This is a genomic window from Streptosporangium sp. H16 (genome assembly GCF_051918855.1).
Classification (GTDB): domain Bacteria; phylum Actinomycetota; class Actinomycetes; order Streptosporangiales; family Streptosporangiaceae; genus Streptosporangium.
Window position 1 is genome coordinate 298,604 of sequence record NZ_JBPXMD010000008.1, and the last position, 24,571, is coordinate 323,174.

Below are 24,571 nucleotides of genomic sequence, written 5' to 3' on the forward strand. Positions count from 1 at the left end.
CGGCCCGTCACCTCATGACGTTCTGGTGGTCGTGCGCCTCTCTCTGGAGCGGGATGCCGCCGAGCACGCCACTCTCCACCGGCGTCTCCTCGACGACCGGCGTCCGCCTCCGGTGGCGGCTGAGGCGCGGGACCGCGGCGACGAACAGCGCGCCCAGCAGGGCGGGCAGGACGAACCCGTAGAAGTTCCATTCGAACCCGAGTCCGGAGCCCAGCAGCCAGCCGCCCAGGAGCGGACCGGCGATCGCGCCGGCCCTGCCCACGCCGAGCGTCCAGCCGAGGGCGGAGCCCCTGCCCGAGGCCGGGTAGAAGATCGCCACGTAGCCGTTGACCAGGATCTGGGTGCCCACGCTGCCCAGCCCCGCCACGGCGACGCAGAGCATCAGCAGGCCGGTGCCCAGGTCGAGGCTCATCAGGTAGATGGACACGGTGGCGGCCAGGAAGGCGCAGACCGCGATGGCCTTGGCCCCGATCCTGTCGGCGAGGGCCGACATCACGATGGTGCCGGCGATCGCCCCGACGTTCAGGACCAGCAGGAACTGCAGCGAGGGACCGAGGGGATAGCCGGCCTCGCGCATGATCTGCGGCAGCCAGGTGTTGAGTCCGTAGACCAGCAGCAGGCCGCAGAAGCTGGCCGCTCCGAAGAGAAGGGTGGCGGCGAGGTAGCCCCGCCGGAACGGCAGCGTGAAACCCTTCCCCGCGCGCGGTCCGGCGGGCTCGTCGCGACCGTCGCCGAGGTCCAGCCCGTAGCGGGCGGCCACGGCCTCGGCCTCGGCTCGGCGTCCCCGCGCCAGCAGATGGCTCGCCGACTCGGGAAGCAGCCAGATCGCGAGCGGCAGGATCAGCACGATGGGTGCGGCTCCGACCAGGAACATCACCCGCCAGCCGTGCTCGGCGAGAAGCGCCATGGCCACCAGCGCGGTCAGGCAGCCGCCCACCGGATAACCGCAGAACATGAGCGCGTTGTAGAGGTTTCGCCGGTTCCTCGGGGCGTATTCGACGGTCAGTGCGATCGTCGTCGGTACGACACCTCCGAGGCCGAGACCCGCGACGAAGCGGAACAGGCCGAGGGTCTCGGGTGACGACGCCGTGGCGCACAGCACCATGGCCACGGAGAACCACGCGATGCTGACAAGGATGATCTTTCGTCGCCCGACGACGTCGGTGATCATGCCCGCCACGACCGCGCCGATCAGCATCCCTATCAGGGCGTAGCTGCCGATGGCCCCCGCCTGCGCCGGGGTGAGACCCCACTCCTGGTCGCCGAGCAGGCTGGGAACCACCGACCCGTAGACGATCAGGTCGTAGCCGTCGAAGACGATCGTGAAGAAGCAGATGGCGACGACGGCGAGCCCGCTCCTGGGGCGCGCGGGCGACGAACGGTCGGTCGTGTGCATTGTTCACTCCGAAACGTGAGGCTCGGATATAAGCGTTGTGGCGAAATTACAACGCGTGCACGACGACGGTCCAATAAAACATCATGCCGAAAACGATAAGGGAATTCTAATGGCTGCTTTTCTTGTTTCCCCGGTGCGGGAAATCGTGGCCGGCTGTCATTGGTACATGGATATGTCGTGACGGTCAAGCGCTGATCACGGGGCGAGCGTCTCGACGGACACCTGCCAGAGACGGGCGGCCGCCTCGGGGTCGAGGGCGTACGCGGCGACCCCGGTGCGGGTGCCCGGCAGGTTCGGGCCCGCCTCGTTGCAGTCCTCGAAGTAGCGCCCGCCGACGCCTTCGAGCAGCGGCGACGTCGCGACCAGCACGGACGTGGCGGCACCCTGCTCGGGCGTCTTCCACGTGATGCCCGAGTCGGCGGCCGCCGCGATCGCCCGGTCGAGCTCCTCCTGGGAGACGTGCCGCTGCAGGTTGGTCCGGATGCCGCCGGGCATGAGCGCGTTGACGGTGATGCCGTCGCTCTCCCAGCGCCTCGTCGCCTCGACCCCGAACAGCACGTTGGCCGTCTTGGACTGCCCGTACGCGGACCACGGCTCGTACGCGCGCTCCCTGAAGTGGATGTCGTCGAAGACGACCGGCGAGCGCAGGTGCGCGCTCGAACTGACCGACACGACGCGGGCGCCGCCGGCCGCCGCGAGTGCCCGGTGCAGCCTGGTGGCGAGCGCGAAGTGGCCGAGGTGGTTGGTGGCGAACTGCAGCTCCCAGCCCTCCGGGGTGCGCGTCTCGGGCGACGCCATGACGCCGGCGTTGTTGACGAGGATGTGCAGCGGGCCGTCCCACGCGGCCGTGAACGCCGCCACGGACGCCTGGTCGGCGAGGTCCAGCGGTGCGACGAGGACCTGCTTGTTGCCGGTGGTCGCGATGATGTCGTTCGCGGTGCGCTCTCCGGCGCCGAGGTCGCGTACCGCCAGCGTCACCTCCGCGCCCGCCCCGGCGAGCGCCCGCGCCGTCTCGATGCCGATGCCGGACGCTCCACCGGTCACGACGGCGCGGCGGCCGGTGAGGTCGATGCCGTCCACGACCTCGGCGGCGGTGGACACGGCGGTGAACGGGGTGCTGATACGTGCGGTCTCAGTCATGATCGTGCCTGTCCTGTCGGCGATGTGCTCGGCTGTGCGAAGGGGGGATCCGGCCGGTACGATGTGAAAACGGAGGACCCTCCACTACGAACCACTGTAAGCGGAGTTTCCTCCGCTTAGCAAGTCACCCCCCGGCGTCCAGCGCGCCGGCTACCACGTCCGCAGGGACTGACGAGGAGAAACCGTGTCGGCCACCGGCCCCCGACCGTTGCGCGCCGACGCGCGGCGCAACCGCGAACGGCTGCTGGAGGTCGCCGTGCGCGCGTTCTCCCACGACGGACCGGACGTGACGCTCGACGCGATCGCGAAGGCCGCGGGCGTCGGCATCGGCACGCTCTACCGCCATTTCCCCACCCGCGAGGCGCTCATCGAGGAGGCGTACCGCAGCGAGCTGAACAGGCTGTGCGACGTCGTGCCGGACCTGCTGGGGGCGATGCCGCCGGACGAGGCGACGCGCACCTGGATGGACCGCTTCGTCGACTACATGACGACCAAGCGCGGCATGGCCGACGCGTTGCGCGCGGTCATCGCGTCCGGCGGGAATCCGTACGCGCAGAGTCGAGACCGCCTGGTCGAGGCGATGACGACGCTGCTCCAGGCGGGTGCTGCCGCCGGGACCGTGCGCTCGGACGTCGATCCGGTCGACGTGCTCGCGAGCATGGGCGGTGTGTCCCTCGCCGCGGGGGAGCCCGCGCAGCGCGACCAGGCCCGCCGCCTGCTCGACCTGCTGATGGACGGCCTGCGCTACCGCGCCACCGCCCCCTGAGAACGGCGAGGCCGTGGGCCTCCGCGGCGGCGGAGACCCACGGCGTGGGGTAGAACGCCTGATCAGCGGGGAGAGCGCTGTGACCACCGCTGATCAGGCGGGCTCAGGACCTCAGGGGTAGGAGACGAGCTTGGACGGGATCGTCGCGGTGCCGAAGGCGGGACCGCCCACACCGTTGATCACATGGTTGATCCGGCCGTTGCCACCGAGGGAGACGGTGAGCAGGCTGTGGAACTTCACGCCCGGCTTCACCGGAGTCTCGAACGCGTTCTCCACCTCGATCGTCGGGTCGACGTTGAAGTAGACGTAGCTGCCGAGTCCCCAGCCCTCGTGGGTGTCGACCGCGGGGCCGACCTTGTAGGCCGCCCACCCCTTGGTGGTGCCGTTCATGTAGGCCGCCTGGTTCGGCGGGTCGTACGCCTTCTCGTTCTGGAAGAAGATCGTCCGGCCGCGCTCGCCGTACCACTCGACGTCGTACTTGCGGTAGTGCTCGACGAACAGGCCGGTGGCCAGGACGTCGTCGCCGTTGACGATGAGGCCGGTCTCGGCGGTGTTGACGTTCCAGCCGATGCCCTCGCCGTGGTCACCGCGCCACAGCCAGGTGTGGTCGATGATCACGTCGTCGCTGTTGACGACGACGCTGGTGGTGGCGTTGCCGGCGAAGGCGCCGCCGATGCGGACGAAGACGTCCTGCAGGCTGGTCGGGTTGGCGGCGTGGTCCGCGCTCGACCCCTGCGGGCCGACCTCGATGAGCACGTCGGACTTCTGCGTGCCCGCGTCGACCAGGAAGCCGGCGAGCTTCACGCCGTCCACGTCGGCCACCTTGACCGCGGCGGAGCCGCCGCCCGGGATGATCGTCGCGAGACCGAGGCCGAGGACCACGGTGTTCGCGCGGGTCACGTTGATCGGCTGGTCGAGGTGGTAGATGCCGGGGGTGAGCAGCAGGTGCAGGCCCTGGCCGAGCGCGGCGTTGATGGTCGCGGCCGAGTCGCCGGGCTTGGCGACGAAGAACTGGCCGAGCGGGAGCGAGGTGCCGGGAGTGGAACCGTTCGCCCAGCTCACGCCGCGCGCGTTGGTCCGCTTGGCCGGGACGAACACCCGGTAGGCGCCGCCTCCGTCCACGTAGAGGTACGGCTTCTCGCGGCTGATCGGGGTGTTCTCCAGCGTGGTGTAGGACTGGTCGAGGAAGTTGGTCGCGGGAGCGCCCTGCACCCCGGAGAAGACCATGTTCCACACGCCGTTGACCCAGCCGCCGACGGAGCTGTCACGGGTGTACCACTGCTGCTGCGAGTACGGGCCGACGGCACCGTCGATCTTGCTGTCGGCGATGTAGCCGCCGCTGGCCCAGCCGTAGCCGGTGGGGGCCAGGTTCAGCGCGCCCTTGATGTGCATGCGGCGGAACGGCGCGGCCTGGGAGACGGCCCACTGGTTGGTGCCGCCGGGCGGCTGGACCGACAGGTTCTCCGTCGAGCGCCAGAAGTTCTGGGTCGCGTTGCCGTTGAACCAGCCCGCGTCGACGGTCACGCCGTTGAGGGTGACGTCGTCGGGGTTCTGGCCCAGACCGATGATCGAGGTGTAGAAGCCGACCTTGGCGTTCACGTTGTAGGTGCCCGGCTTGAACAGGAAGGCGTGGCGCCCGGTGCCGAACTGGGCCGACTCCTGCTGGGTGAAGACCGCGTCGAGCTGGCTCTGGATGGTGGCGCTGGACATCGACGGGTCGAAGACGTGGACGTTCGGGCCCAGCGGCCCGCCGCCGGGGATCTCGGGGCCGGGGCCGTCCGACGTGGTGTACACCGCGAACTCCCACAGTGAGTAGCCGTAGCCGGTGCCCCGCGCGCTGCCCAGCATCCGGACGTACCTGGCGGAGCCGGTCACGTCATGCGACTGGACACCGCCGGTGGAGCCGGTGACGGTCTTCAGGTCGGTCCAGGTGGTGCCGTTGGTCGATCCCTGGAGCTTGAAGGTGCTCGCGTACGCGGCCTCCCACCTCAGGTCGATCTTGCAGAGGGTCTGCGCCGAGCCGAGGTCCACCTGGACCCACTGCGGGTCGCTGGCCACGCTGGACCAGCGGGTCCCGTTGTTGCCGTCGAAGGCAGCGCTCGCGGGGGTCCCGGCGCCCTGGACCGAGGAGGCGCTGTAGGTCTTGTTCAGCGCGGCGTTGGTGGTCCCGCACGGCTCGCCGGGGCCGGGGCCGCCGTCGGGGCCGAAGACCTGGAACTCCCAGAGGGAGTAGCCGTAGCCGGTGGCCCGCGTGACCCCCTGCATCCGGACGTACCGGCCGGTGCCGGTGACGTCCCAGGTGTCGATCCCGCCGTCACCGCCGGTGACGGTCTTCAGGTCCGTCCACGCGGTTCCGTCCGTGGAGACCTGGATCTTGTATCCGCTGCCGTACGCGGCCTCCCAGTTCAGCACGACCTTGTTGATGCTGGTCGAGGCGCCGAGGTCCACCTGGAGCCACTGGGCGTCGGTGGCGGCACTGGACCAGCGGGTGCCGGCGTTGCCGTCGACCGCGGCGGCCGGGGCGGTGCCGGCGTTCTCGGACGACGAGGCCGTCGCGGTCTTGCCCTGCGACAGCAACGTGTCGGCGAAGGCGGGGGTCGACGGTACTGCGAGTAAAGCTGCCGCGACTGCCGTGGCAGTCCATAAGGCGGCAGGACGGAACAGACCTCTCATGCATGTCTCCACTGCGGATCCGGGGGGTGGAAGGTCTAACTGCAGGTGAAGGGCGACTTACGGGGAACGGTAAATCAACGCCTTATTTCTACACTTAATTTAACTTGTCGGAAACATGGCGTCAATGGGTCAAAAGTCATGAACGGCCGTTTTGCGGGAGGGTCCGCGATCCCGCCGGCCGCGGGCCCGCGCGCGGGCCCTGCCGCACAGAGGACCGGCCCGGGCCCCTGTGCGGCAGGGCCCGGGCGGGCGCCGTCAGTCCTCGTCGGCGGGCATGGCGAAGAGCCGGATGTGCATGGGGCGCGCACCGGGGGACGCGTCCTCGGGCAGGGGGCTGTACTTCATCAGCAGCGCGACGTAGGCCTCGAAGAACTCCTTGAACTCGGCCTTGGTCATCCGGCCCAGGCCGCGCGATCCGGTGGCCCACTCGGGATCGCGCAGGTAGGCCTCGGGGAACCGCTCGATCAGCTCGCGGTCCTCTTCCATGCCGACCCGGTGGAACTCGGCGAGCGCGGGACGGTCTTCGGGGGCGAGCTGTTCGGGCCTGGGAAGCCGCAGGTCACGCGGCCCTCTGGCCTTGCGCCACCAGCGCTCCCTGCCGGTCGAGCGCTCGGGGACCTCCTCGATGAAGCCGTACTTCTCCAGCTGGCGCAGGTGGTAGCTCGTCGTGCCGGTCTTCGCGCCGAGCAGCTCGCCGAGCGTGGTGGAGGTCGCGGGACCGTGCACGTTGAGATGGCGCAGCATGAGCCGCCGCATGGGGTGGGCGAGCGCCTTGAGCTTCCCGGGGTCGTCGAGCAGGAACGGCTCGTCATCCTTCATGAGGAGCAGCCTAGTCCTGCAGAACGATATCTGCAGACAAAGCTTTGCCGAGAACTCTCTGCAGAGTAGCTTCGGTATATGAGAAGAATCCCCCCGATCTCCTCGGGACTCCGGGCGATGGTCGCCACCACCGCCCTCTGCCTGCTCGCGGTTCCGGCGACCGCCGCCGCCACGTCCGCGGCTCCCGCCACCGCCTCGGCCCTTGTCGTTCCTGCCACTCCGGCCGCGGCTGCCGCCACCATCCCGGCCCTCGTCACCCCGGCCGCGGCTTTCACCACCACGGCCCCGGCGAGCGCCGCACTCCCCGGCGTCCCGCCCGGCCTCGCGGCGACGGAGGTGGGTTTCCGCGGTGGCGGGGACCTCCCCATGCGCGGCACGGTCATCTCGCCCACCGGCGCGGGATCCGCGCGTCCCGGCATGGTCCTGGTGCACGGCGCGGGCACCGGCACGCCCCGCGAGAAGCTGATGGGCGAGGCCGTCGCGTTCGCCCGTCAGGGAATGTCCGTGCTGATCTACGACAAGCGGTCGGTGGGCTACTCGCTCTTCGAACGGTCCTACTCGCTGCTCGCCGCCGACGCGCTCGCCGCCCTGGCCGTGCTCCGCTCCCAGCCGGGCGTCGACCCGGTGAAGGTCGGCATGTGGGGACTCAGCGAGGGCGGCTGGGTGGTCCCCATCGCGGCGGCACGGTCGAGCGACATCGCCTTCGTCGTGCTCGTGGGAGCCAACGGACTGCCGCCGCTGCGGCAGCAGACCTGGGCCGTGGCGGCCGGGCTGCGCAAGGCGGAGGTCTCGGGATCGCTGATCGACCGGGCCGAGTTCAACCTGTACCGGACGATCGCCGACGGCGGCATGTTCCCCGAGCCGTACTACGACCCCGAGCCGACGATCGCCGCGGTACGCCAGCCGGTGCTCGGCATCTGGGGCACCCACGACCTGCTGACCCCGCCCGAGGAGAGCCCGCCGATCTTCGCCAGGGCGCTGGAGAAGGGGGGCAACAAGCACTACACGTTCCGCTTCTTCCCCGGTGCGGACCATGCCGCCCACCAGAGTCCCGACGGCGGCGTCACCCGGTCGCCCGAACTCGCCCCCGGCTACGCGGACCTCGTCGGCTCCTGGGTCGGCGACGTCACGGCGGGCAGGCCGCCGGCGGCGGGAACGTCCGGGCCCGCTCCCGTGCAGGCCTCGCGGACCGTGCCGGTGGATCCTCCCGCCCCGTGGGAGTCGGCGCCGGTCCAGCTCGCGGTCCTGCTGCTGATCCTGGTCGCCTTCACCGCCTACCCGGTGATCGCGCTGGTGCGGCGCCTTCGCGGCCGGTCGCGACCTCCGGTGACCCGGGCCGCGCGGCTGCTCGGCGCCACGGGGCTCGCGGCGGTCCTCGGATCGTGCCTCTACCTGTTCTACCTGGTGATGACCGGCGGCAAGCTGGCCGCTCCCGGGCCCGTGCTGGCGGGGCGCCCGGTGCTCTGGCTGGTGCTGCAGGCCTGCGCGGTGGCCTGCGTGGTCGCGGCGGTCCTCACCGGGCTGGCCTGGCGTCGCGCCCGAGCCTCGGTGCCGCGGGAGGAGGGGGTACGGCTCGGCCTCCTGCTCGCCGGCGGGGCGATGTTCGTTCCGTGGGCCCTCTACTGGGGGTTGTTGCTTCCTTGACGCGAGGCCCGTCGTGGCGCCCGGCAGGTCACACCCGCGAAGGTGACCGTACGCCGGGCGCCGTTCGCGGGTGTCCGGCCGGGCGCCTTCCCGCGATGAAAGGCGTGCCGTCGGGGCAGTCTCGTTCGGCTGAAATCAACGGAGGGAAGTGATATAAGTGCTGATAAATTATTTATCTACAGCAATTCTGGCATACAGGACATTTGTGGTGGTATGAGAATTTTTATATTGTCCGTGGCGGCCGTTGGCACCATGATCGCCGTCATCGGCTGGCTGGGTGCCATCGACGTCCGGGACACCTTCTCCGCCTCGGCCGTGAGCTCCGCCACAGGTCCCACCGCGAGCGCGGGCAGGGAGGCGATCAGAGGCTTCCTGGAGGCGGGCAAGGGGGCGAGCGGCGCTTCCGCACTGGTGAACGGCGGGGTGAACGCCGCTCCCGCGACGCCGGCCAAGCGGGTGGTCAAGACCTCCGTGACGAGGGTCGGCGGCAAGTCCTACCTCAGGGTGCAGGTGACGAACGGATACGGAACCGCCAAGCGGTTCTCCGTGAAACAACGTGTCTGCGTGGAGAAGAAGTGCCGGACGGTGACGACCGGCCTGTCGGTGAGTGCCGGGCGGACGGCCTGGCACGAAACGTATCTCGGTACCGGCACCTACAAGAAAAGCGGCAGCTCCTCCGTTTCCGTGACGACACCGTCGGCGCGGACGACCCCCGCACCCCGGGTGACCGTCACCGTGCGGCCCACCACCCCGGCCGTGACCACCACGATCACGGTGACCGAGACCGTGACCACCACCGTGACCACCACCGCGACCGCGACAGTGACGGCCACCGCGACGGCGACCGTCACCGCGACCGCCACCGCGACGGTCACCGCCACGCCCATGCCGACACTTACGCGGGTTCCCCCATCGGTTCCCCCGTCGCCTCCCCCGCCGCCCCTTTCACCGCCGCCCTCCGTGACCCCGACCGGCCCGCTCTGCGGCGCGCCTCCCAACGCCTACGGATTCACGTTCTGTCCCGCGGGGACCAAGGTGTACCCGCCCGCGGACGGCGCCTGCCAGGTTTTCACCTGCATCGAGAACTTCCCCAACGGGCGGGGCTACCTGGTCATGTGCGTCGACGGCAAGGTGAGCATGTCGGGCGGGCTCCAGGGCGTCTGCTCCTCCCACGGCGGGTGGCTGTGGGACGTGAACCGGAACGCCGCGTAGCCGGGACGGCCGATCTTCGCGGCGTCCCGTCCCCGTTTCCCGGTGTGCTCGCCGGGTTCAGTCGTGCTTGTTCCGTCTGGCGGGAGTTCGTTGGTCCGCCTCGTCGGCCAGCTGATCCTCGACGATGGCGCACCAGCGGTGCCATCGCGCCAGATCCAGATGCTCGTCCACATCGCCCACACCCGCCTCGGCCATGAGCTGGTGGCTGCTCGCCGCCGCCTCGTGGGCGTTGACCAGCGCGTGGTGGCCGTGATTGGCGAGTGATTCGCTGACCGCCAGATTCACGGCTATCTCTCCCATTGTCTTGGGCCGTCCCGAAAGTTCGTCTCCGAACCCCTTCACGGTGAAGTCGCGGCTCTCCGAATCGTCGCTCATAGCTGCTGAGTGCCCCGCAGGTTCTAGATCTATCTGTGACCTCCGATCCGATGTGGACGATTTCCCGACGTGGGAGCCTTCCCAACGGGGGAGCCGCGAGCCGGATCCGGGGCGGTCCCCATGTCCAGGGCGCGATTCGCTTACGGGCGTGTTGCGGTTGGTCGGAGAGCGCCTTCTCACCAAGATCTTTAAAATAGCCTCGGTGCAACCGGCGTAAGGATTGTGGAGGATGACGACGCGGCTTGATCTCTCGGTCCGCAGGTGCGAAGGCGCCTCGGTGATCGCGCTCGCCGGTGAGTTGGACAAGCTGTCCAGCCCTCGGCTGCGCGACCTCATGGTCGCGCAGCTGGACGACGGGGCGCGCCACCTCGTCCTCGATGTCGCCCGCCTGAGATTCTGCGATTCCACCGGTCTGTGGACCATGCTGGAACTCCAGCGGCGCGCGGGCGCGGCGGGGGGCTGCCTGCGGCTGGCCGGTGTCCACGGGGTCCTGGAACGGATCCTGACGATCACCGGCCTCGCGGGCGCGTTCTCCCTCGACCCCGATGTCCCCGCGTCGCTGCGGGCCGTGGCCGCCTCCGCTCCGGACGCGAAGCCTCCGGCGGTGTCTCCGTCCGCCCCGGACGCGTCGCCTCCCGCCGACCCGGGGTGAGGCGAGGCCTCTCCTCTCCGTCCGCCGTCGCGGTGGAACCGCCCTTCGCGAAGGCCCTGGACATGATCGCCTCAGGGGAGATCGACGACGCGAAGACCATCATGCTGCTGCGGTGGGCGGCGCTGTCCGGTCCGTTCTCCGGCAGGGGAAGGTGAGCGGTCCGGCGTCGGCGCACTTCACGGGCCGGTCGCCGGGCGTTACCCTGCACGGATGACGGAAGTGGAGTTGCGCGGATGGCGGCCCGACGACACGTCGGTCGTGCTCGACGCGTTCAGCTCCCCGGACATGGCGGAGCAGGCGGCCCGGCCCATCGACACCGCCCAGGCGGCGCTGGAGTGGATGGGGGTCTGGGGGTTCCGCGACGACGCGCGGGCGTTCGCCGTGGTGTCCAACGGCGAGGTCGTGGGCAACGTCGCGGTGAGCAACATCGACGCGCACGGCACCGGCTGGGTCTCCTACTGGACGCTCCCGCGCGCCAGGGGGCGGGGCGTGGCCGTGGCCGCCGTCAGGATGATGGCCGAGTGGGCGTTCGGGGAACGAGGGCTGTTCCGCCTGGAGCTGGGGCACCGGGTCGGCAACGAGGCCTCCTGCGCGGTGGCCACCAGGGCCGGATTCCTGCCCGAGGGAATCGAGCGGGCCAAGCTGAGCCACCAGGGCGTCCGCTACGACGTGGAGCGGCACGCCCGCCTGGCCACCGACTGAGCGGCAGGGGGATCAGAGGGTTCTGAGACCGGCGAGCAGGTCGCGGAGCAGGCTCTCGCGGGGAACCGCCGACGGGGGCGCGGGGGGCCGTACGGTGATCAGGCCGCTGCCGCGCAGGTCGCCGAGGAGCACCCGGAGCACCCCGACCGCCAGGCCGGTCCGCGCGGCCAGCTCGACGACCGGGATCGGCGCGCGGCAGGCGTCCAGGATCGACAGGTGCTCGGGCTGTAGCTCCCGGCGGGGGGTCCTGACCGCCACCACCACGGCCATCAGGTCGAAATGCTCTCCCGCGGGCCTGGTCCGGCCGCGGGTCACCGTGTAGGGGCGGACGATCGGGCCGGACTCCTGATCGAACCGGTCGAACCGGTCGGGCTGGTCGGGTCGGTCGGGTCGGTCGGGTCGGTCGGGTCGGTCGAGCGAACGCTCCGCTGTCACGGTCCACCCTCCTGCCCGGCGCGCCGCCGTCCGTCGCGGAGCGTCCCGGACACGCCGCTCGGGACGGGGCCCTCGCCCGTCCCGCCCCCGCGGGTCTCCCGGGTCCCCGTGCCCGGGACTCCGGCGGCGGTCCGCTCGGCGGGTACGGTCTGGCGCACCCGTTTGGGCAGGCCGCCGTCCGGGGGCACCCGTTCGACCTCGACCGAGTAGGTGAACCGGGGATCGACCGGTTCGACCACCAACTCGCCCGGGAGCATCACGATCGCCGTGGTGCCGCCGAAGGGGGAGGGCCGCAGGGAGACGCGGATGCCGTGCCGGGCGGCGAGCTGCGCGACGACGAACAGGCCGAGCCGGTCGCTGTCGGCCAGGTCGAACTCCGGCGGGTCGGCCAGCAGCGCGTTGAGCCGCGCCGTCTCCTCGGCGGGGATGCCGAGGCCCCTGTCCTCGACCTCGATGGCGTAGCCCTTGGCGACCAGGTCGCCGTGGACGCGTACGGAGGTGTGCGGGGGAGAGAACATCGCGGCGTTCTCGACCAGTTCGGCGACCAGGTGGATCACGTCGGTGGCGACCGCGCCGATCACGGACGGGCCGTGCGGGACGCCGATCGTCACGCGCGGGTAGTCCTCGACCTCCTCGACCGCGGCGCGGACCACGTCGTAGATCGTGACCGGGTTCCGCCACCCCCGGCCGGGAGCGGCGCCGGACAGGATGATCAGGCCCTCGGAGTGCCGGCGCATCCGGGTGGTCAGGTGGTCCAGGCCGAAGAGGTCCTCAAGGGTCGCCGGGTCGCCGGCCCGCCTCTGCATGGCCTCCAGCATGGCCAGCTGCCGGTACAGCAGGGACTGGCTGCGCCTGGCCAGGTTCACGAAGACCTTGTTGACGCCCTTGCGCATCCGGGCCTGGCCGACGGCCGCCTCGACCGCGGTCCGCTGCACGGAGGAGAACGCCTCGGCGACCCCGGTGATCTCGACGGTGCTGCCGACCTTGATCTCGGGGGCCTCCGAGCAGACGTCCTCGCCCCGGCGGAGCCGCCGGACCACGTCCGGCAGCCGCCTGTCCGCGAGGTCGAGGGCCGCCCGCTGGAGGCCGACCAGCTCGCCGGCGAGCCTGCGGCCGAACCGTACCGAGACGAAGACGGACAGCCCGATCGCGACCAGGCCGAGCCCCGCCGCCAGGCCGATCCGGACCATGATGTCGCCGGCGAGGGACATGGACCGCTCGCTGATGCGCCTGCTGACGTCCCCGGCGCGCTTGTCGAAGTCGTCGGAGAGCCGCGTGGCGATCCCGGCCCAGGAGGGCTCGGGTAGGGCCGAGGCGGAGACGGCGTCCTCGATCCTCTCGAACGAGGAGTAGTCGGAGGAGTCGCGCAGGGGGGTGTAAAGGGACTGGAACTCGGTGTCGAGCTGGTCGAAGCCCAGGGAGTACAGGAGCCTGCGGCCGGTGACCAGCTGGCCGAACCTCGCGCGCTCCGCGGGGCTCATCGCCCCCTCGACGACGGCTCCGGACATCAGCGCGGCCTGCTGGCTGAGCATCTCGCGGCTGCGCCCGACCATGACGACGGCTCGCGTCTGATCGCTCAGCTCGACGTCGGCGGATATCCGGATCTTCTCGTAGGCGTCGAAGGCGGCCGCGATGATCCCGCTGTAGGCGTCGAGGGTCCGCAGCCGGGTCTCGGTACGGGTGTCGACCCCGCTGCGGATCTCGGTGAGCCGGTCCAGCGAGGCGAGGAGCCGGCTCAGGCGTCCCCAGGTGGCGGGGGCGATGTCGGGGCGGGCCGCGGTGGTCAGCCGTTCCAGCTCGGCTCTGGCACCGTTCGTCCGCAGGCGCTGGGCGTCCAGCTCCCTCCGCGAGACGCCGACGTCCCCCAGGACGGACAGTGACAGCATCCGCTCGTGCTGGAGCGCCGTGGTCACCTTCCTGGTGGGCACGACCACCTGCTCGTAACCGCCACGGATCTTGAGTAGCTCCTGCCCATCTTGGACCGTGATGTTGGCCGCAAATACCCAAATCACTACAAGGGATATAATAGGTACCAGGAGTAAGGTAAAAATCTTTACCCTGATTGAGTATTTTCGGCTGGCCATAATACCTCGCACACCTTGAGATGCGTGGTTAACAATGGCCAAACATAGCAATGTGGGTCACGTGGGACCAGACGTGCACGTGAGCCATATTGAGACTATTTATCGCGATCTGTCCGTTCGGAACCATCGGCTCCTCGCGTGCGTCTCTTAGAGGGAAGGGGGGTCGACGATGCAGAAGATCGCGGACCTGATCGGAACCGAGGCCGAGCGCGCCGACCAGGCGGCGCTGGTCCGTGGTGGCGAGCTGGCGAGGGCGGGGGCGGTGCAGCTGGTCCGGTTCAGCCCGCCGCGGGTGACCGCCGAGGTCGACGACGGCGCCGCGTGTGTCGAGTTCCGGCTCGTCGACGGGACCCTCCACTGGCACTGCAGCTGTCCCGAGGGCAGGAACGGCGTCTTCTGCGCCCACTGCGTGGCGACGGCTCAGTCGGTCAGGATCAGGACCGACAGGAAGGACCCTCCGGTCGCGCCGTCGGCGACCGCCTCGGCGAGAACGGTCCGGATCGCGTCGTAGGCCGGCCGGTCCCCGGCCCGGAGCGTCGACGGCTCCGACCAGATCAGCAGGTGCTCTCCCGGCGGCAACCACGACAGGTCGGTCAGCACGTCGTAGAGCGCGTCGAGGTTGTGCCCGAAACGGTCGGGCAGGTCGAGGGCCTCGGCGATCGCGTCCATCGCCTCGGCCGAAGTGGTGATCTTCACCCCGTCCAGCCGGTGCGGCGTGGCCGACCCGATCATGGACTCGACCTCGCGGGCCGCCCCCTCGCGGAACGTTCCCCTGGAGACCGTGGTCATCCTCGCCTCCGTCCGCCGGCGGTGGGCACGCCGCGGGCGCCCATGCGGTCGTTCTCGCGGGCGACACCCTGGATCACCATCGGCCGTGCCCCCTGACCTGCTGGTTCGCGCTGTCTCTCGGACATCTCACCTCGCCGAACTACCCGCGCGCCCACCTGCGAAAACGGGATGCCGGGCGTGTCTTCGTCGCTCTCTCCGGCCGGACACTCCCTGCAGAATTGTCTAGTTGTCATACAATCTGCCTACAATCGACCCATGAAAATCGCTGTGATCGGAGCCGCCGTGCTCTGGGGGACCGCGGGAACCGCGGGCCTGCTCGTCAGCGGGGTCGATCCCGTCTCCCTTGCCTCCGCCCGCCTGGTGATCGGCGGACTGGTCCTCGCGGTCGTCACCGCTCCCGCGGCGCGGTTCCTGCTCCTGCCCGGAGGCTCCCCCACGGGCTCCCCCGGGGGCTCTTCCGCAGGCCCCCCCGAGGGCTCTCTCGGGGGCTCTTCCGCGGGCTCTCCCGGAGGGCGGGAACGGGAGCGGGGGCGCGGCCTCGGGACGCGCCTGGGCCCGCTCGCGGTGGCGGCGGTGGCCGTGGCCGCGTACCAGCTGTGCTACTTCGCCGCGGTCGGCAGGACCGGGGTGGCCGTCGGCACCGTGGTCGCCATCGGCAGCGGTCCCGTCTTCACCGGGCTGCTGTCCTGGCTGTTCGACCGCGAGTGGCCCGGCCGCCGCTGGGCGGGGGCGACCGCGGTGGCGATCGCCGGCTGTGCCGTGCTCACCGGCGGGGGAGGCGAGGTGCGGGCCGACGGTGTCCTGCTCGCGCTGCTCGGCGGCCTGCTGTACGCGTTCTACGCGGTCACCGCGGCGCGGGCGATCGGCGCGGGGGCGCCCTCCGACGCGGTGATGGGGCTGATGTTCGGCGGGGCCGCCGTCGTCATGGCGCCCGTCCTGCTGTGGACGGGCACCGGCTGGCTGGCCGAGCCGCGCGGCCTGCTCACCGCTCTCTACCTGGGCTGCGCCACCACCGCGCTGGCCTACTTCCTGTACGGCAGGGGGCTGCGCACGACCCCGGTCGCGACCGCCGCCACCCTCGCGCTGGCCGAGCCCGCGGTGGCGGCCCTGCTCGGGGTCGTCGTGCTCGGCGAGCGGCTCGCGCCCGCCTCGGTCGCCGGGCTCGTCCTGCTCGGTGCCAGCCTGGTCGCGGTCTCCCTGCCCGAGCGCGTCCATCGGGGAAGCCGGGACCGGAGGGCAATAGGGTCGTCGGCGTGACCCTCCCGCTTCATCCCGTCTCCGCCGTCGGCGCGCTCGCCGACGCCCTGCGCCGGCGGGTGCTGTCCGGCGAGATCCCGCCGGGCACCACGCTGCCGGAGCAGGAGCTCTCGGCCCTGTACGGGGTGGCCCGCCCGACCGTCCGCGAGGCGCTCGCCGTACTCGTGCACGAGGGCCTGCTCAGGCGCGAGCGCCACCGCAGTGCCCAGGTGGCCGAGGTGAGCGTGGCCGACCTGGACGACCTGATGTTCGTCCGGCGCCCGCTGGAGGAACTGACGGCCACCTCGCTGGCGGGGCGGCGGGTCGGGGAGGCCGACGCGGCGTTGGCGCGGATGGCCGCGCTGCCCGCCGACGCCCCCTGGTCGGAGATGGTGGCCGAGCACATGGCCCTGCACCAGGCGCTGGTCGTCGCGGTGGGCAGCCCTCGCCTGGAACGGCTCTACGGCATGCTGGCCGCCGAGACCAGGCTCGGCCTGGTCAGGCTGCGCGCGGTCTACTCCGACCGGCACGTGCTGGTCGCCGAGCACCGGGACCTGCTCGACGCGATCGGCCGGGGTCCCGGGGAGGCCGCCAGGGAGGCGGTCGCCGCGCACCTCGATCACAGCTGGGGCGATCATTAGGCACCGACTTGCATGGCTCTATTGCACGCGGAGCCCTGAAGTCGTCACAATCGCGGCCATGCACGGCAACTCAGTGCCGGACTCCTACGTATATGTCACCGAAGAAGGCGTGACCCGTCACTACGCGGACGGCAGCGTTGACGCCCTCGCGTGGGAGGACGTCGTCGAGGTGCGGGTAGTGGGCGACACGGACTCGGACATCCTGTACATCCTTCTCGATCGGCAGGGCCAGGGGTGCGTGGTGCCCCACTCGGCGACCGACGCGACCTTCCTCGCCCGTCTCCGGTATCTCCCGGATTTCGATCTCGACCGGCTCGGTGCGGCGGTGGAGTCCGCGCGCGACGATTACGTCGTCGTGTGGCGCAGCCCCGAACCGCCTTCGGCTCTGCCGGATTTTGAATACGACTAATTTCTAATTATTTCCAAATACGGCGGTCAAACTTACACGTTTGGATCGTTCCGTCAAGATGCCGTCTCTGCCGTACTTCGGCCAATAGTGGACAGTGCCCGGTATTCCCCTACTCATTGGTGATCACTAGGATTTCCCTGGGTATCCACGCTCCTGATGCATAAGGGAATGCTGTCAACCATTGAATGAGACGCGCGGCCCTTAGCCGGTCGCGTTCAGGCATCTTGGGTGGGACGGGGTGGTATGAGAGTGGAAACCGAGGAGCTCGTCCTCGGGCTTCTCAAGGGTCCTGCGCGCACTGCTCCAAGCATTTGGACGCGCTCCTATGTCCGTATTCTGCTTGCCGGAGACGTCGCATGTTCCGTGGTCGCCTGCGAGACCGTTCTGGGGGTCCGGCTGTGGTTCGGCGCCTTCATCCCTCTGACGGAGGCCCTGCTCGGGCTGAGCCTCGCCCTGATCTGGCCGCTCGCCCTGGCGTCCGGAGGCGCCTATCGCAAGCGCACGCACGGTGAGGGGACGGATGAATTCAGAGCGGTTTTCAATGGCGCCGCCGGTCTGACGGCGGCGGTCGCGATCGGTGCGTATATCACGCAAACTCCGATCGCCCGCAGTTTTGTCATGGCGATGTTCCCGCTCGCTTTCGTCCTCACCCTCTTCTTCCGTTACCGGATGCGCAAGCGGCTGCACCGCAGGCGCTCGCGCGGCGACTACATGCGCCACGTGGTCGCCGTCGGCCACCGGGAGTCGGTGCTCGACCTGGTGATGCAGCTGCGCAGGCAGCCGCACCACGGCATGACCGTCGTCGCCGCGTGCCTGCCCGCGGGCCCCGACCTGGTGGAGGTCGACGGGGTTCCGGTCCTCGGCGGCTTCTCCGACGTCCCCGCGGTGGTGGCCGAGGTCAGCGCCGACGCCGTCGCCGTTCTGGCCTGCCCGGAACTGGACGGCGCGGCGCTGCGCAGGCTCGCCTGGGGCCTGGAGGACGCCCGTACCGACCTGTTCGTGGCGCCCGCCCTCATGGACGTGGCCGGTCCGCGCATCAGCATCAGCCCGGTCGCCGGCATGCCGCTCCTGCACGTCGAGCACCCCGACTTCCGCGGCGCCCGGCGGCTGGCGAAGAGCCTGTTCGACCGGACGGGGGCGGGCCTGGCCCTCCTGGCACTGGGCGTGCCGATGCTGGTGATCGCCGCGCTGATCCGCGCGACGAGCCCGGGACCCGCCCTCTTCCGTCAGATCAGGGTGGGTAAGGGGGGCGTGGAGTTCCACGTCGTGAAATTTCGCACGATGGTGGTCGACGCGGAGCAGCTCAAGATCGACCTGGAGCGGGAGAACGAGTTCGACGGCGTCCTGTTCAAGATTAGGAACGATCCAAGGATCACCCGCGTGGGCGCCTTCCTGCGCCGATACTCCGTCGACGAGCTGCCCCAGCTGCTCAACGTGCTGCGCGGGGAGATGTCCCTCGTCGGCCCGCGACCGCCCCTCCCCGACGAGGTCAGGCAGTACGGCGCGGACGTGCGCCGCCGCCTGGTCGTGAAACCCGGCATGACCGGCCTGTGGCAGGTCAGCGGGCGCTCGGACCTGACCTGGGAGGAGTCGGTCCGCCTGGATCTCCGATACGTCGAGAACTGGTCGCTCTTTTTGGACCTGCAGATCCTCTGGAAGACCTGGAGCGCCGTGACCGGCGGAGAAGGGGCCTACTAGTGAAAGCACTCGTGCTCGCCGGAGGGTCGGGCACCCGGCTGCGGCCGATCACCCACACCTCCGCCAAGCAACTCGTGCCCGTCGCCAACAAGCCCATCCTCTTCTACGGGCTGGAGGACATCGCCGCCGCGGGCGTCCGAGAGATCGGGATCGTCGTGGGCGACACGCACGCCGAGATCGAGGCGGCCGTCGGCGACGGCCGCGCGTTCGGCCTGGAGGTCACCTACATCCGCCAGCGGGCGCCGCTGGGCCTGGCCCACGCGGTGCTCGTCGCCCGCGACTACCTCGGCGACGACGACTTCGTCATGTATCTCGGCGACAACTTCATCGTCGGCGGCATCGACGACGTCGTCGAACGCTTCACCCGCGAGCGGCCCGCCGCCCACATCATGCTCACCAGGGTCGGGGACCCCCGGCAGTTCGGGGTCGCCGAACTCGACGCCACCGGCCGGGTGATCGGGCTGGAGGAGAAGCCGCCCGTCCCCAAGAGCGATCTCGCCCTGGTCGGCGTCTACCTGTTCACCGCCGCGATCCACGAGGCGGTGGCCGAGCTCAAGCCCTCGTGGCGAGGAGAACTGGAGATCACCGACGCCGTCCACTGGCTGATCGCCGACGGGCGGCGGGTCGAGTCCTCCGTCATCTCCGGCTACTGGAAGGACACCGGCAACGTCACCGACATGCTGGAGGTCAACCGGCTGGTGCTGGAGTCCCTGGAGCCCCGGGTGGACGGCCTGGTCGACGACGCCAGCCAGCTGATCGGCCGGGTGGTCGTCGAGAAGGGCGCCACGATCGAGCGGTCCCGCGTCGTCGGGCCCGCGATCATCGGTCCCGGCACCCGGATCCGGGACAGCTACATCGGCCCCTTCACCTCGATCGCGGCAGGCTGCGCGATCAGCGGCAGCGAGATCGAGTACTCGATCGTCCTGCCCAGATCATCGATCGCCGGAGTCTCGCGGATCGAGGCGTCCCTCATCGGTCATGACGTCGAGGTCACCCCCGCCCCCACCACCCCCAGAGCCCACCGTCTCGTGCTGGGCGATCACAGCAAGGTCCAGATAAGTTCATGACAGCAGCCGACAGGGGGGCGACCCCAACCCCGTCGAAGGTCCTGGTCACCGGGGGCGCCGGATTCATCGGCTCCCACTTCGCCCGCGTGCTCGCCGCGAGCGGGGCCGCCGTGACGGTCCTCGACAAGCTCACCTACGCGGGAAACCCGGCCAACCTGGAGGGGACACCCCACGACTTCGTGTACGGCGACGTCTGCGACGGCGAGCTCCTGGCCGGCCTGGTCCCCGGGCACGACCTCGTCGTCAACTTCGCCGCCGAGTCCCACGTCGACCGGTCGATCGACGGTGCCGCCGACTTCGTACGAACCAACGTCCTCGGCACGCAGGCGCTGATGCAGGCCTGCCTGGACGCGGGCACCCCGCGGGTGGTGCAGGTCTCGACCGACGAGGTGTACGGGTCGATCGAGAGCGGTTCCTGGGACGAGAGCTCGCCGCTCAGCCCGCGCTCGCCCTACTCCGCGGCCAAGGCGAGTGGAGACATGGTCGCCCAGGCGTACGCGGTCACCCACGGCCTGCCGGTCTCCATCACGCGCTGCGGCAACAACTACGGTCCTCGCCAGCATCCGGAGAAGCTGATCCCGCGCTTCGTCACCCACCTCCTGCGAGGTCGCAGGGTCCCGCTCTACGGCGACGGCGGCAACGTCCGCGACTGGGTCCACGTCGACGACCACTGCGCGGGCATCCGCCTCGTCGCCGAGCGCGGCGAGTGCGGGGAGGTCTACCACATCGGCGGTACGGCGGAGCTGAGCAACCTCGAGCTCACCGCCCGGCTCCTGGAGGCCTGCGGCGCCGGGTGGGACATGGTCGAGCGCGTCCCCGACCGCAAGGGGCACGACCGCCGTTACTCCCTGGACGACTCCCGGCTCCGCGCGCTCGGCTACCGGCCGTCCGTGTCGTTCGAGCAGGGCCTGGCGGAGACGGTCCGCTGGTACGAGGACAACCCCGGCTGGTGGGAGGTCGCCGTGGAGGAGGCGGGTGACGGCTCGCCGCCGGGCGGGGCGAGCCCGCCCGGCGCACCCGGCGCGGCGGGTTCGGCCGGCTCGTCCGGTTCGGCGGGCGCGGTGAACGCGGTGAACGCGGGGGGCTCGGCCGGTGCGGCGGGCGGACGGCGGGGAGGGAAGACCGGATGACCCGCTGGATGATCATCGGTGCCTCCGGCATGCTCGGGACCGAACTGACGGCCCGCCTGCGCGCGGAGGGGCGGCCCGTCCTCGCGTTCGGCAGGCAGGAGCTGGACCTTCGCGACACCTCCGCCGTGCGCCGCCTGGTCACGTCCCACGGCCCCGACGTCGTGGTGAACTGCGCCGGGTGGAACGCCGTCGACGAGGCGGAGACGAGAGAGGACGAGACGCTCGCGGTCAACGGCACCGGGGTGCGCGCGCTCGCCGAGGCGTGCGGGCGCGCCGGCGCGCGGATGATCCAGCCCTCCAGCGACTACGTCTTCGACGGCACCGCGCTTGACCCCTACCCCGAGGACGCGCGGCCCTGCCCGGTCAACGCGTACGGCAGGACCAAACTGGCGGGCGAGCGCGCCGTGCTGGAGGTGCTGCCGCGCGGCGGCTACGTGGTGCGCACCGCCTGGCTGTACGCCGCGACCGGCCGCAACTTCGTCCGCACGATGGCCCGCCTGGAGAGGGAGGGGGCGGCCCCCGACGTCGTCGGCGACCAGTTCGGCCAGCCCACCTGGGCCGGGGACCTGGCCGCCAGGATCGTCGACCTGGCCGGGAGCGGGGCGCCGCCCGGCGTCCACCACGCCACCAACTCGGGCCACACGAGTTGGTACGGCCTGGCCAGGGAGGTCTTCACGCTGCTGGGCGCCGATCCCGCCCGGGTGACCGAGGTCTCCTCCAAGGACTTCCCGCGCCCCGCGTCCCGGCCCGCGTACAGCGTGCTCGGGCACGACAGCCGGCGCGCGGCCGGGCTGCCGCCGATGCGGCACTGGCGAGAGGCGCTGAGGGAGTCCCGTGTGCTCGCGGCGGGCTAGCGGGGACGAGACCGGCGGAAGCCGGTAGCCGGACATGAGAACGACCAAGTCGGAGAACCGTCGGACCGCGTCACGCGGCGAGGGAGCGCATCCATGACAACCTGCAGGCTGTGCGGCTCGACGAGCCTCGCCAGCGTCGTCGACCTCGGGGCGACACCGCCCTGCGAGCGGTTCCTCACCGAGCGGCAGCTGGAGGAGCCCGAGGTCACCTACCCGCTGCACCTGCGGGTCTGTACCGGCTGCTGGCTGGCGCAGATCCCGCCGATGATCACGCCGGAGGAGACCTTCACCGAGTACGCCTACTTCTCCTCGTACTCCACCTCGTGGGTGGAGCACGCGCGGGAGTTCGTGCGCGGGGCTGCCGACCGGCTCGGGCTGGGGGCCGGGTCGTTCGTGGTCGAGGTGGCCAGCAACGACGGGTACCTGCTGCGGCACGTCGTCGAGCGGGGCATCCGGTGCCTGGGGATCGAGCCGTCGGAGAACGTCGGCCGGGCGGCCAGGGAGGCCGGGGTGACGACCCTCACGGCGTTCCTCGACCCGGAGACCGGCGCCTCGGTGCGCGCGGAGCACGGGCCCGCCGACCTGGTGGTGGCCAACAACGTCTACGCCCACATCCCGGACGTCATCGGGTTCACCCGGGGGCTGCGCGCCCTGGTGGCCGACGACGGCTGGGTCTCCATCGAGGTCCAGCACCTGCTCACCCTGATGGAGCACAACCAGTACGACACGATCTACCACGAGCACTTCCAGTACTACACGGTCGCCTCCGCCCAGCGCGCCCTGGCCACCGGCGGGCTCGCCCTCGTGGACGTCGAGTCGCTGCCCACGCACGGGGGCTCGATCCGGCTGTGGGCCAGGCCGCTGGAGGCCATCGGCAAGCTCGGCGAGTTCGGCGAGCCGGGCGAGCGGGTGGCCGCGCTGCTCGCCGCGGAGAAGGCGGCCGGCCTGCACGAGCTGTCCGGGTACGCCGAGTTCGGCGAGCGGGTGGCGCGGGTGCGGCGGGACCTGCTGGGCTTCCTGCTCGACGCCGCCCGCGAGGGCAGGACCGTCGCGGGCTACGGGGCGCCGGGCAAGGGCAACACCCTGCTCAACCACTGCGGCATCCGGCCCGACCTGCTCCCCTTCACCGTCGACCGCAACCCGTACAAGCACGGCAGGTTCACCCCCGGCACGCGCGTGCCGATCCTGCCGCCCGAGCGGCTCGCCGAGGAGCGGCCCGACTACGTGCTGGTCCTGCCGTGGAACCTCCGCGAGGAACTCGTCGGCCAGCTGTCCTTCGTGCACGCCTGGGGAGGCCGGCTGGTCTTCCCCATCCCCAACCTGGAGATCGTCGAGGTGAACCCGTGAAGGTCGTCCTCTTCTGCGGCGGATACGGCACCAGGATGCGCGCCGGCACCCCCGGTGACGTGCCCAAGCCCATGCAGCTCGTGGGGCCCCGGCCGCTCATCTGGCATGTGATGCGCTACTACGCGCACTTCGGGCACACCGAGTTCGTCCTCTGCCTGGGGTACGGCGCGCATCACATCAAGGACTTCTTCCTGAACTACCAGGAGACGACGTCCAACGACTTCGTCCTGCGCGGGGGCAGGGTCGAGCTGCTGTCCACCGACATCTCCGAGTGGTCGATCTCGTTCGTGCAGACCGGGATCGCGTCGCCGATCGGCGAGCGGCTGCGCCGGGTCCGCGACCACCTGGACGGCGAGGAGATGTTCCTGGCCAACTACGCCGACGTGCTCACCGACGCGCCGTTGCCGGAGATCGTCGACCGCTTCACCCGGTCGGGCGCGGCCGCGTCGATGATGGTGGTGCCGCCCGCCGACACCTTCCACTGCATCGAGCTGGGGGAGCGCGGCACGGTCGGCGGGATCACGCCGGTCAGCGAGATGCCGCTCTGGGTCAACGGCGGATACTTCGTGCTCCGCCAGGAGATCTTCGACCACATCCCGGAGGGCGGCGACCTGGTCGCGGACGGCTGTGCCGAGCTGGCCAAGCGCGGCAGGCTGCTCGCCTACCCGCACCGCGGCTACTGGCGGCCCACCGACACGGTCAAGGAGCGGGTGGCCCTCGACGAGGCCTACTCGCGCGGCGACCGCCCGTGGGCGCTGTGGGAGCGCGAGCGGACGCCGGTGCCGGGACAGGAACCCGGGTACGGGTCCGCGGCGGTGCTCGGAGGAGGGCACGCGGCGGTGACGGTCGCATGATCCGGTTCCGGCCGGCCGGAACGGGCCGGATCGCGCTGCTCGCCGCGCACTGCGACGACCTCGCCATCGGGGCGGGCGGCAGCCTGCTCACCCTCTGCTCCGCGCGCCCCGGCGTCCAGGTGGACGCCCTGGTGCTCTCCGGCGGCGGGACCGAGCGGGAGGACGAGGAGCGCGCCGCGCTGGCCGCGTTCTGTCCCGGCGCCGACCTGCGGCTCACCGTGCTCAAACTGCCCGACGGGCGGCTGCCCGCGCGCTGGGAGGAGGCGAAGGAGGCGGTGGAGGAGCTGCGGGCGCGCACCGACCCCGACCTGCTGCTCGCGCCGAACCCCGCCGACGCCCACCAGGACCACCGGGGCCTGGCCAGGCTGGTGCCCACGGCCTTCCGCGACCACCAGGTGCTCGGCTACGAGATCGCCAAGTGGGACGGCGACCTCGGGCGGCCCTCTGCCTACCAGCCGCTCACGCCCGAGGTGGCCGAGGCGAAGGCGGGCCTGCTGCACCGCCACTACCCCTCCCAGCGTCACCGCTCCTGGTTCGACCGCGAGGCGTTCCTGGGGCTGGCCCGCATCCGCGGGATCGAGTGCCACGCCCGCTACGCCGAGGCGTTCCACGTCAACAAGCTGATCTTCGACCTGGCTGGAGGCTGAA

25 protein-coding genes are annotated in these 24,571 nt (G+C 70.8%); 17 read left to right on the forward strand and 8 right to left on the reverse strand.

Annotation, left to right across the window (positions count from 1 at the left end; all coding sequences use genetic code 11):
• Positions 1-7 precede the first annotated feature (7 nt).
• Both ACTOQ2_RS16605 and ACTOQ2_RS16610 read right to left on the reverse strand, forming a co-directional pair.
• Positions 8-1,396 carry an MFS transporter gene (locus ACTOQ2_RS16605; protein WP_440100438.1) on the reverse strand — a complete coding sequence of 463 codons (1,389 nt, stop codon included), beginning with the start codon at positions 1,394-1,396 and terminating at the stop codon, positions 8-10.
• A 195-nt stretch (positions 1,397-1,591) separates the two neighbouring features.
• Positions 1,592-2,536 carry an SDR family NAD(P)-dependent oxidoreductase gene (locus tag ACTOQ2_RS16610; protein WP_440100439.1) on the reverse strand — a complete coding sequence of 315 codons (945 nt, stop codon included), beginning with the start codon at positions 2,534-2,536 and terminating at the stop codon, positions 1,592-1,594.
• A 184-nt stretch (positions 2,537-2,720) separates the two neighbouring features.
• Between ACTOQ2_RS16610 and ACTOQ2_RS16615 the strand changes: the two genes are divergently transcribed.
• Positions 2,721-3,302 carry a TetR/AcrR family transcriptional regulator gene (locus ACTOQ2_RS16615; protein ID WP_440100440.1) on the forward strand — a complete coding sequence of 194 codons (582 nt, stop codon included), beginning with the start codon at positions 2,721-2,723 and terminating at the stop codon, positions 3,300-3,302.
• Positions 3,303-3,413: 111 nt separating this feature from the next.
• Here the strand turns inward: ACTOQ2_RS16615 and ACTOQ2_RS16620 are convergent, their stop codons facing one another.
• On the reverse strand, positions 3,414-5,975 hold the full coding sequence (locus ACTOQ2_RS16620; RefSeq protein WP_440100441.1) for a discoidin domain-containing protein: 2,562 nt from the start codon (positions 5,973-5,975) through the stop codon (positions 3,414-3,416).
• A 255-nt stretch (positions 5,976-6,230) separates the two neighbouring features.
• On the reverse strand, positions 6,231-6,794 hold the full coding sequence (locus ACTOQ2_RS16625) for an ArsR/SmtB family transcription factor (RefSeq protein WP_440068031.1): 564 nt from the start codon (positions 6,792-6,794) through the stop codon (positions 6,231-6,233).
• Between the two features lie 78 nt (positions 6,795-6,872).
• On the opposite strand from ACTOQ2_RS16625, the gene ACTOQ2_RS16630 reads away from it, so the two are divergent.
• Both ACTOQ2_RS16630 and ACTOQ2_RS16635 read left to right on the forward strand, forming a co-directional pair.
• On the forward strand, positions 6,873-8,438 hold the full coding sequence (locus tag ACTOQ2_RS16630; protein WP_440100442.1) for an alpha/beta hydrolase family protein: 1,566 nt from the start codon (positions 6,873-6,875) through the stop codon (positions 8,436-8,438).
• 234 nt (positions 8,439-8,672) lie between these two features.
• Complete coding sequence (locus ACTOQ2_RS16635) at positions 8,673-9,650, forward strand: hypothetical protein (RefSeq protein ID WP_440100443.1); 978 nt, start codon at positions 8,673-8,675, stop codon at positions 9,648-9,650.
• Positions 9,651-9,707: 57 nt separating this feature from the next.
• Here ACTOQ2_RS16635 and ACTOQ2_RS16640 read toward each other — a convergent pair whose 3' ends face one another.
• Entirely contained in the window at positions 9,708-10,025 is a 318-nt protein-coding gene (locus tag ACTOQ2_RS16640; RefSeq protein ID WP_362690354.1) for a hypothetical protein, read from the reverse strand.
• 229 nt (positions 10,026-10,254) lie between these two features.
• On the opposite strand from ACTOQ2_RS16640, the gene ACTOQ2_RS16645 reads away from it, so the two are divergent.
• From ACTOQ2_RS16645 to ACTOQ2_RS16655, 3 genes are read left to right on the forward strand one after another with little or no spacing between them, the layout of a single operon-like run.
• On the forward strand, positions 10,255-10,677 hold the full coding sequence (locus tag ACTOQ2_RS16645; RefSeq protein ID WP_440100444.1) for an STAS domain-containing protein: 423 nt from the start codon (positions 10,255-10,257) through the stop codon (positions 10,675-10,677).
• Between the two features lie 32 nt (positions 10,678-10,709).
• Positions 10,710-10,832, forward strand: a complete 123-nt coding sequence (locus ACTOQ2_RS16650; RefSeq protein ID WP_440100445.1) for a hypothetical protein — start codon at positions 10,710-10,712, stop codon at positions 10,830-10,832.
• Positions 10,833-10,887: 55 nt separating this feature from the next.
• Positions 10,888-11,379 carry a GNAT family N-acetyltransferase gene (locus ACTOQ2_RS16655; protein WP_440068040.1) on the forward strand — a complete coding sequence of 164 codons (492 nt, stop codon included), beginning with the start codon at positions 10,888-10,890 and terminating at the stop codon, positions 11,377-11,379.
• A 12-nt stretch (positions 11,380-11,391) separates the two neighbouring features.
• Here the strand turns inward: ACTOQ2_RS16655 and ACTOQ2_RS16660 are convergent, their stop codons facing one another.
• Together ACTOQ2_RS16660 and ACTOQ2_RS16665 are read right to left on the reverse strand one after the other, a co-directional pair.
• Positions 11,392-11,814, reverse strand: coding sequence for a DUF742 domain-containing protein (locus ACTOQ2_RS16660; RefSeq protein ID WP_440100446.1), 423 nt, complete (start codon positions 11,812-11,814; stop codon positions 11,392-11,394).
• Positions 11,811-13,826, reverse strand: coding sequence for a sensor histidine kinase (locus tag ACTOQ2_RS16665; protein ID WP_440100447.1), 2,016 nt, complete (start codon positions 13,824-13,826; stop codon positions 11,811-11,813). Before ACTOQ2_RS16665 ends, ACTOQ2_RS16660 begins: the two co-directional genes overlap by 4 nt.
• Positions 13,827-14,067: 241 nt before the next feature.
• Here ACTOQ2_RS16665 and ACTOQ2_RS16670 point away from each other — a divergent pair, with 241 nt between their 5' ends.
• The gene (locus ACTOQ2_RS16670) at positions 14,068-14,409 is read left to right on the forward strand and encodes an SWIM zinc finger family protein (protein WP_440100448.1); all 342 of its coding nucleotides are present in this window, start codon (positions 14,068-14,070) and stop codon (positions 14,407-14,409) included.
• On the opposite strand, the gene ACTOQ2_RS16675 is transcribed toward ACTOQ2_RS16670, so the two are convergent.
• The gene (locus ACTOQ2_RS16675) at positions 14,319-14,687 is read right to left on the reverse strand and encodes a barstar family protein (RefSeq protein WP_440068045.1); all 369 of its coding nucleotides are present in this window, start codon (positions 14,685-14,687) and stop codon (positions 14,319-14,321) included. The two genes, ACTOQ2_RS16670 and ACTOQ2_RS16675, sit on opposite strands and share 91 nt — an antisense overlap.
• Positions 14,688-14,942: 255 nt before the next feature.
• Here ACTOQ2_RS16675 and ACTOQ2_RS16680 point away from each other — a divergent pair, with 255 nt between their 5' ends.
• From ACTOQ2_RS16680 to ACTOQ2_RS16725, 10 genes are all read left to right on the forward strand, one after another.
• A complete protein-coding gene (locus ACTOQ2_RS16680) occupies positions 14,943-15,944 on the forward strand; it encodes a DMT family transporter (RefSeq protein WP_440100449.1) in 1,002 nt (333 codons plus the stop codon).
• On the forward strand, positions 15,941-16,564 hold the full coding sequence (locus ACTOQ2_RS16685; protein WP_440083958.1) for a GntR family transcriptional regulator: 624 nt from the start codon (positions 15,941-15,943) through the stop codon (positions 16,562-16,564). Before ACTOQ2_RS16680 ends, ACTOQ2_RS16685 begins: the two co-directional genes overlap by 4 nt.
• Positions 16,565-16,622: 58 nt before the next feature.
• Complete coding sequence (locus tag ACTOQ2_RS16690; RefSeq protein WP_440083959.1) at positions 16,623-16,973, forward strand: hypothetical protein; 351 nt, start codon at positions 16,623-16,625, stop codon at positions 16,971-16,973.
• Between the two features lie 243 nt (positions 16,974-17,216).
• The gene (locus ACTOQ2_RS16695) at positions 17,217-18,671 is read left to right on the forward strand and encodes a sugar transferase (protein WP_440100450.1); all 1,455 of its coding nucleotides are present in this window, start codon (positions 17,217-17,219) and stop codon (positions 18,669-18,671) included.
• Positions 18,671-19,738 carry a glucose-1-phosphate thymidylyltransferase gene (locus tag ACTOQ2_RS16700; protein ID WP_440100451.1) on the forward strand — a complete coding sequence of 356 codons (1,068 nt, stop codon included), beginning with the start codon at positions 18,671-18,673 and terminating at the stop codon, positions 19,736-19,738. The genes ACTOQ2_RS16695 and ACTOQ2_RS16700 overlap by 1 nt, the downstream gene beginning before the upstream one ends.
• Positions 19,735-20,868: a dTDP-glucose 4,6-dehydratase gene (gene rfbB, locus ACTOQ2_RS16705; RefSeq protein ID WP_440100452.1), complete on the forward strand. Its 1,134-nt coding sequence runs from the start codon at positions 19,735-19,737 to the stop codon at positions 20,866-20,868. The genes ACTOQ2_RS16700 and rfbB overlap by 4 nt, the downstream gene beginning before the upstream one ends.
• Positions 20,865-21,722, forward strand: a complete 858-nt coding sequence (rfbD, locus tag ACTOQ2_RS16710; RefSeq protein ID WP_440100453.1) for a dTDP-4-dehydrorhamnose reductase — start codon at positions 20,865-20,867, stop codon at positions 21,720-21,722. The genes rfbB and rfbD overlap by 4 nt, the downstream gene beginning before the upstream one ends.
• Before the next feature lie 93 nt (positions 21,723-21,815).
• Entirely contained in the window at positions 21,816-23,069 is a 1,254-nt protein-coding gene (locus ACTOQ2_RS16715) for a class I SAM-dependent methyltransferase (protein ID WP_440100454.1), read from the forward strand.
• Positions 23,066-23,923 (forward strand): sugar phosphate nucleotidyltransferase, encoded by an 858-nt coding sequence (locus ACTOQ2_RS16720; protein WP_440100455.1) that lies wholly within the window; start codon positions 23,066-23,068, stop codon positions 23,921-23,923. Before ACTOQ2_RS16715 ends, ACTOQ2_RS16720 begins: the two co-directional genes overlap by 4 nt.
• Entirely contained in the window at positions 23,920-24,570 is a 651-nt protein-coding gene (locus ACTOQ2_RS16725; protein ID WP_440083966.1) for a PIG-L deacetylase family protein, read from the forward strand. The genes ACTOQ2_RS16720 and ACTOQ2_RS16725 overlap by 4 nt, the downstream gene beginning before the upstream one ends.
• Position 24,571 lies beyond the last annotated feature (1 nt).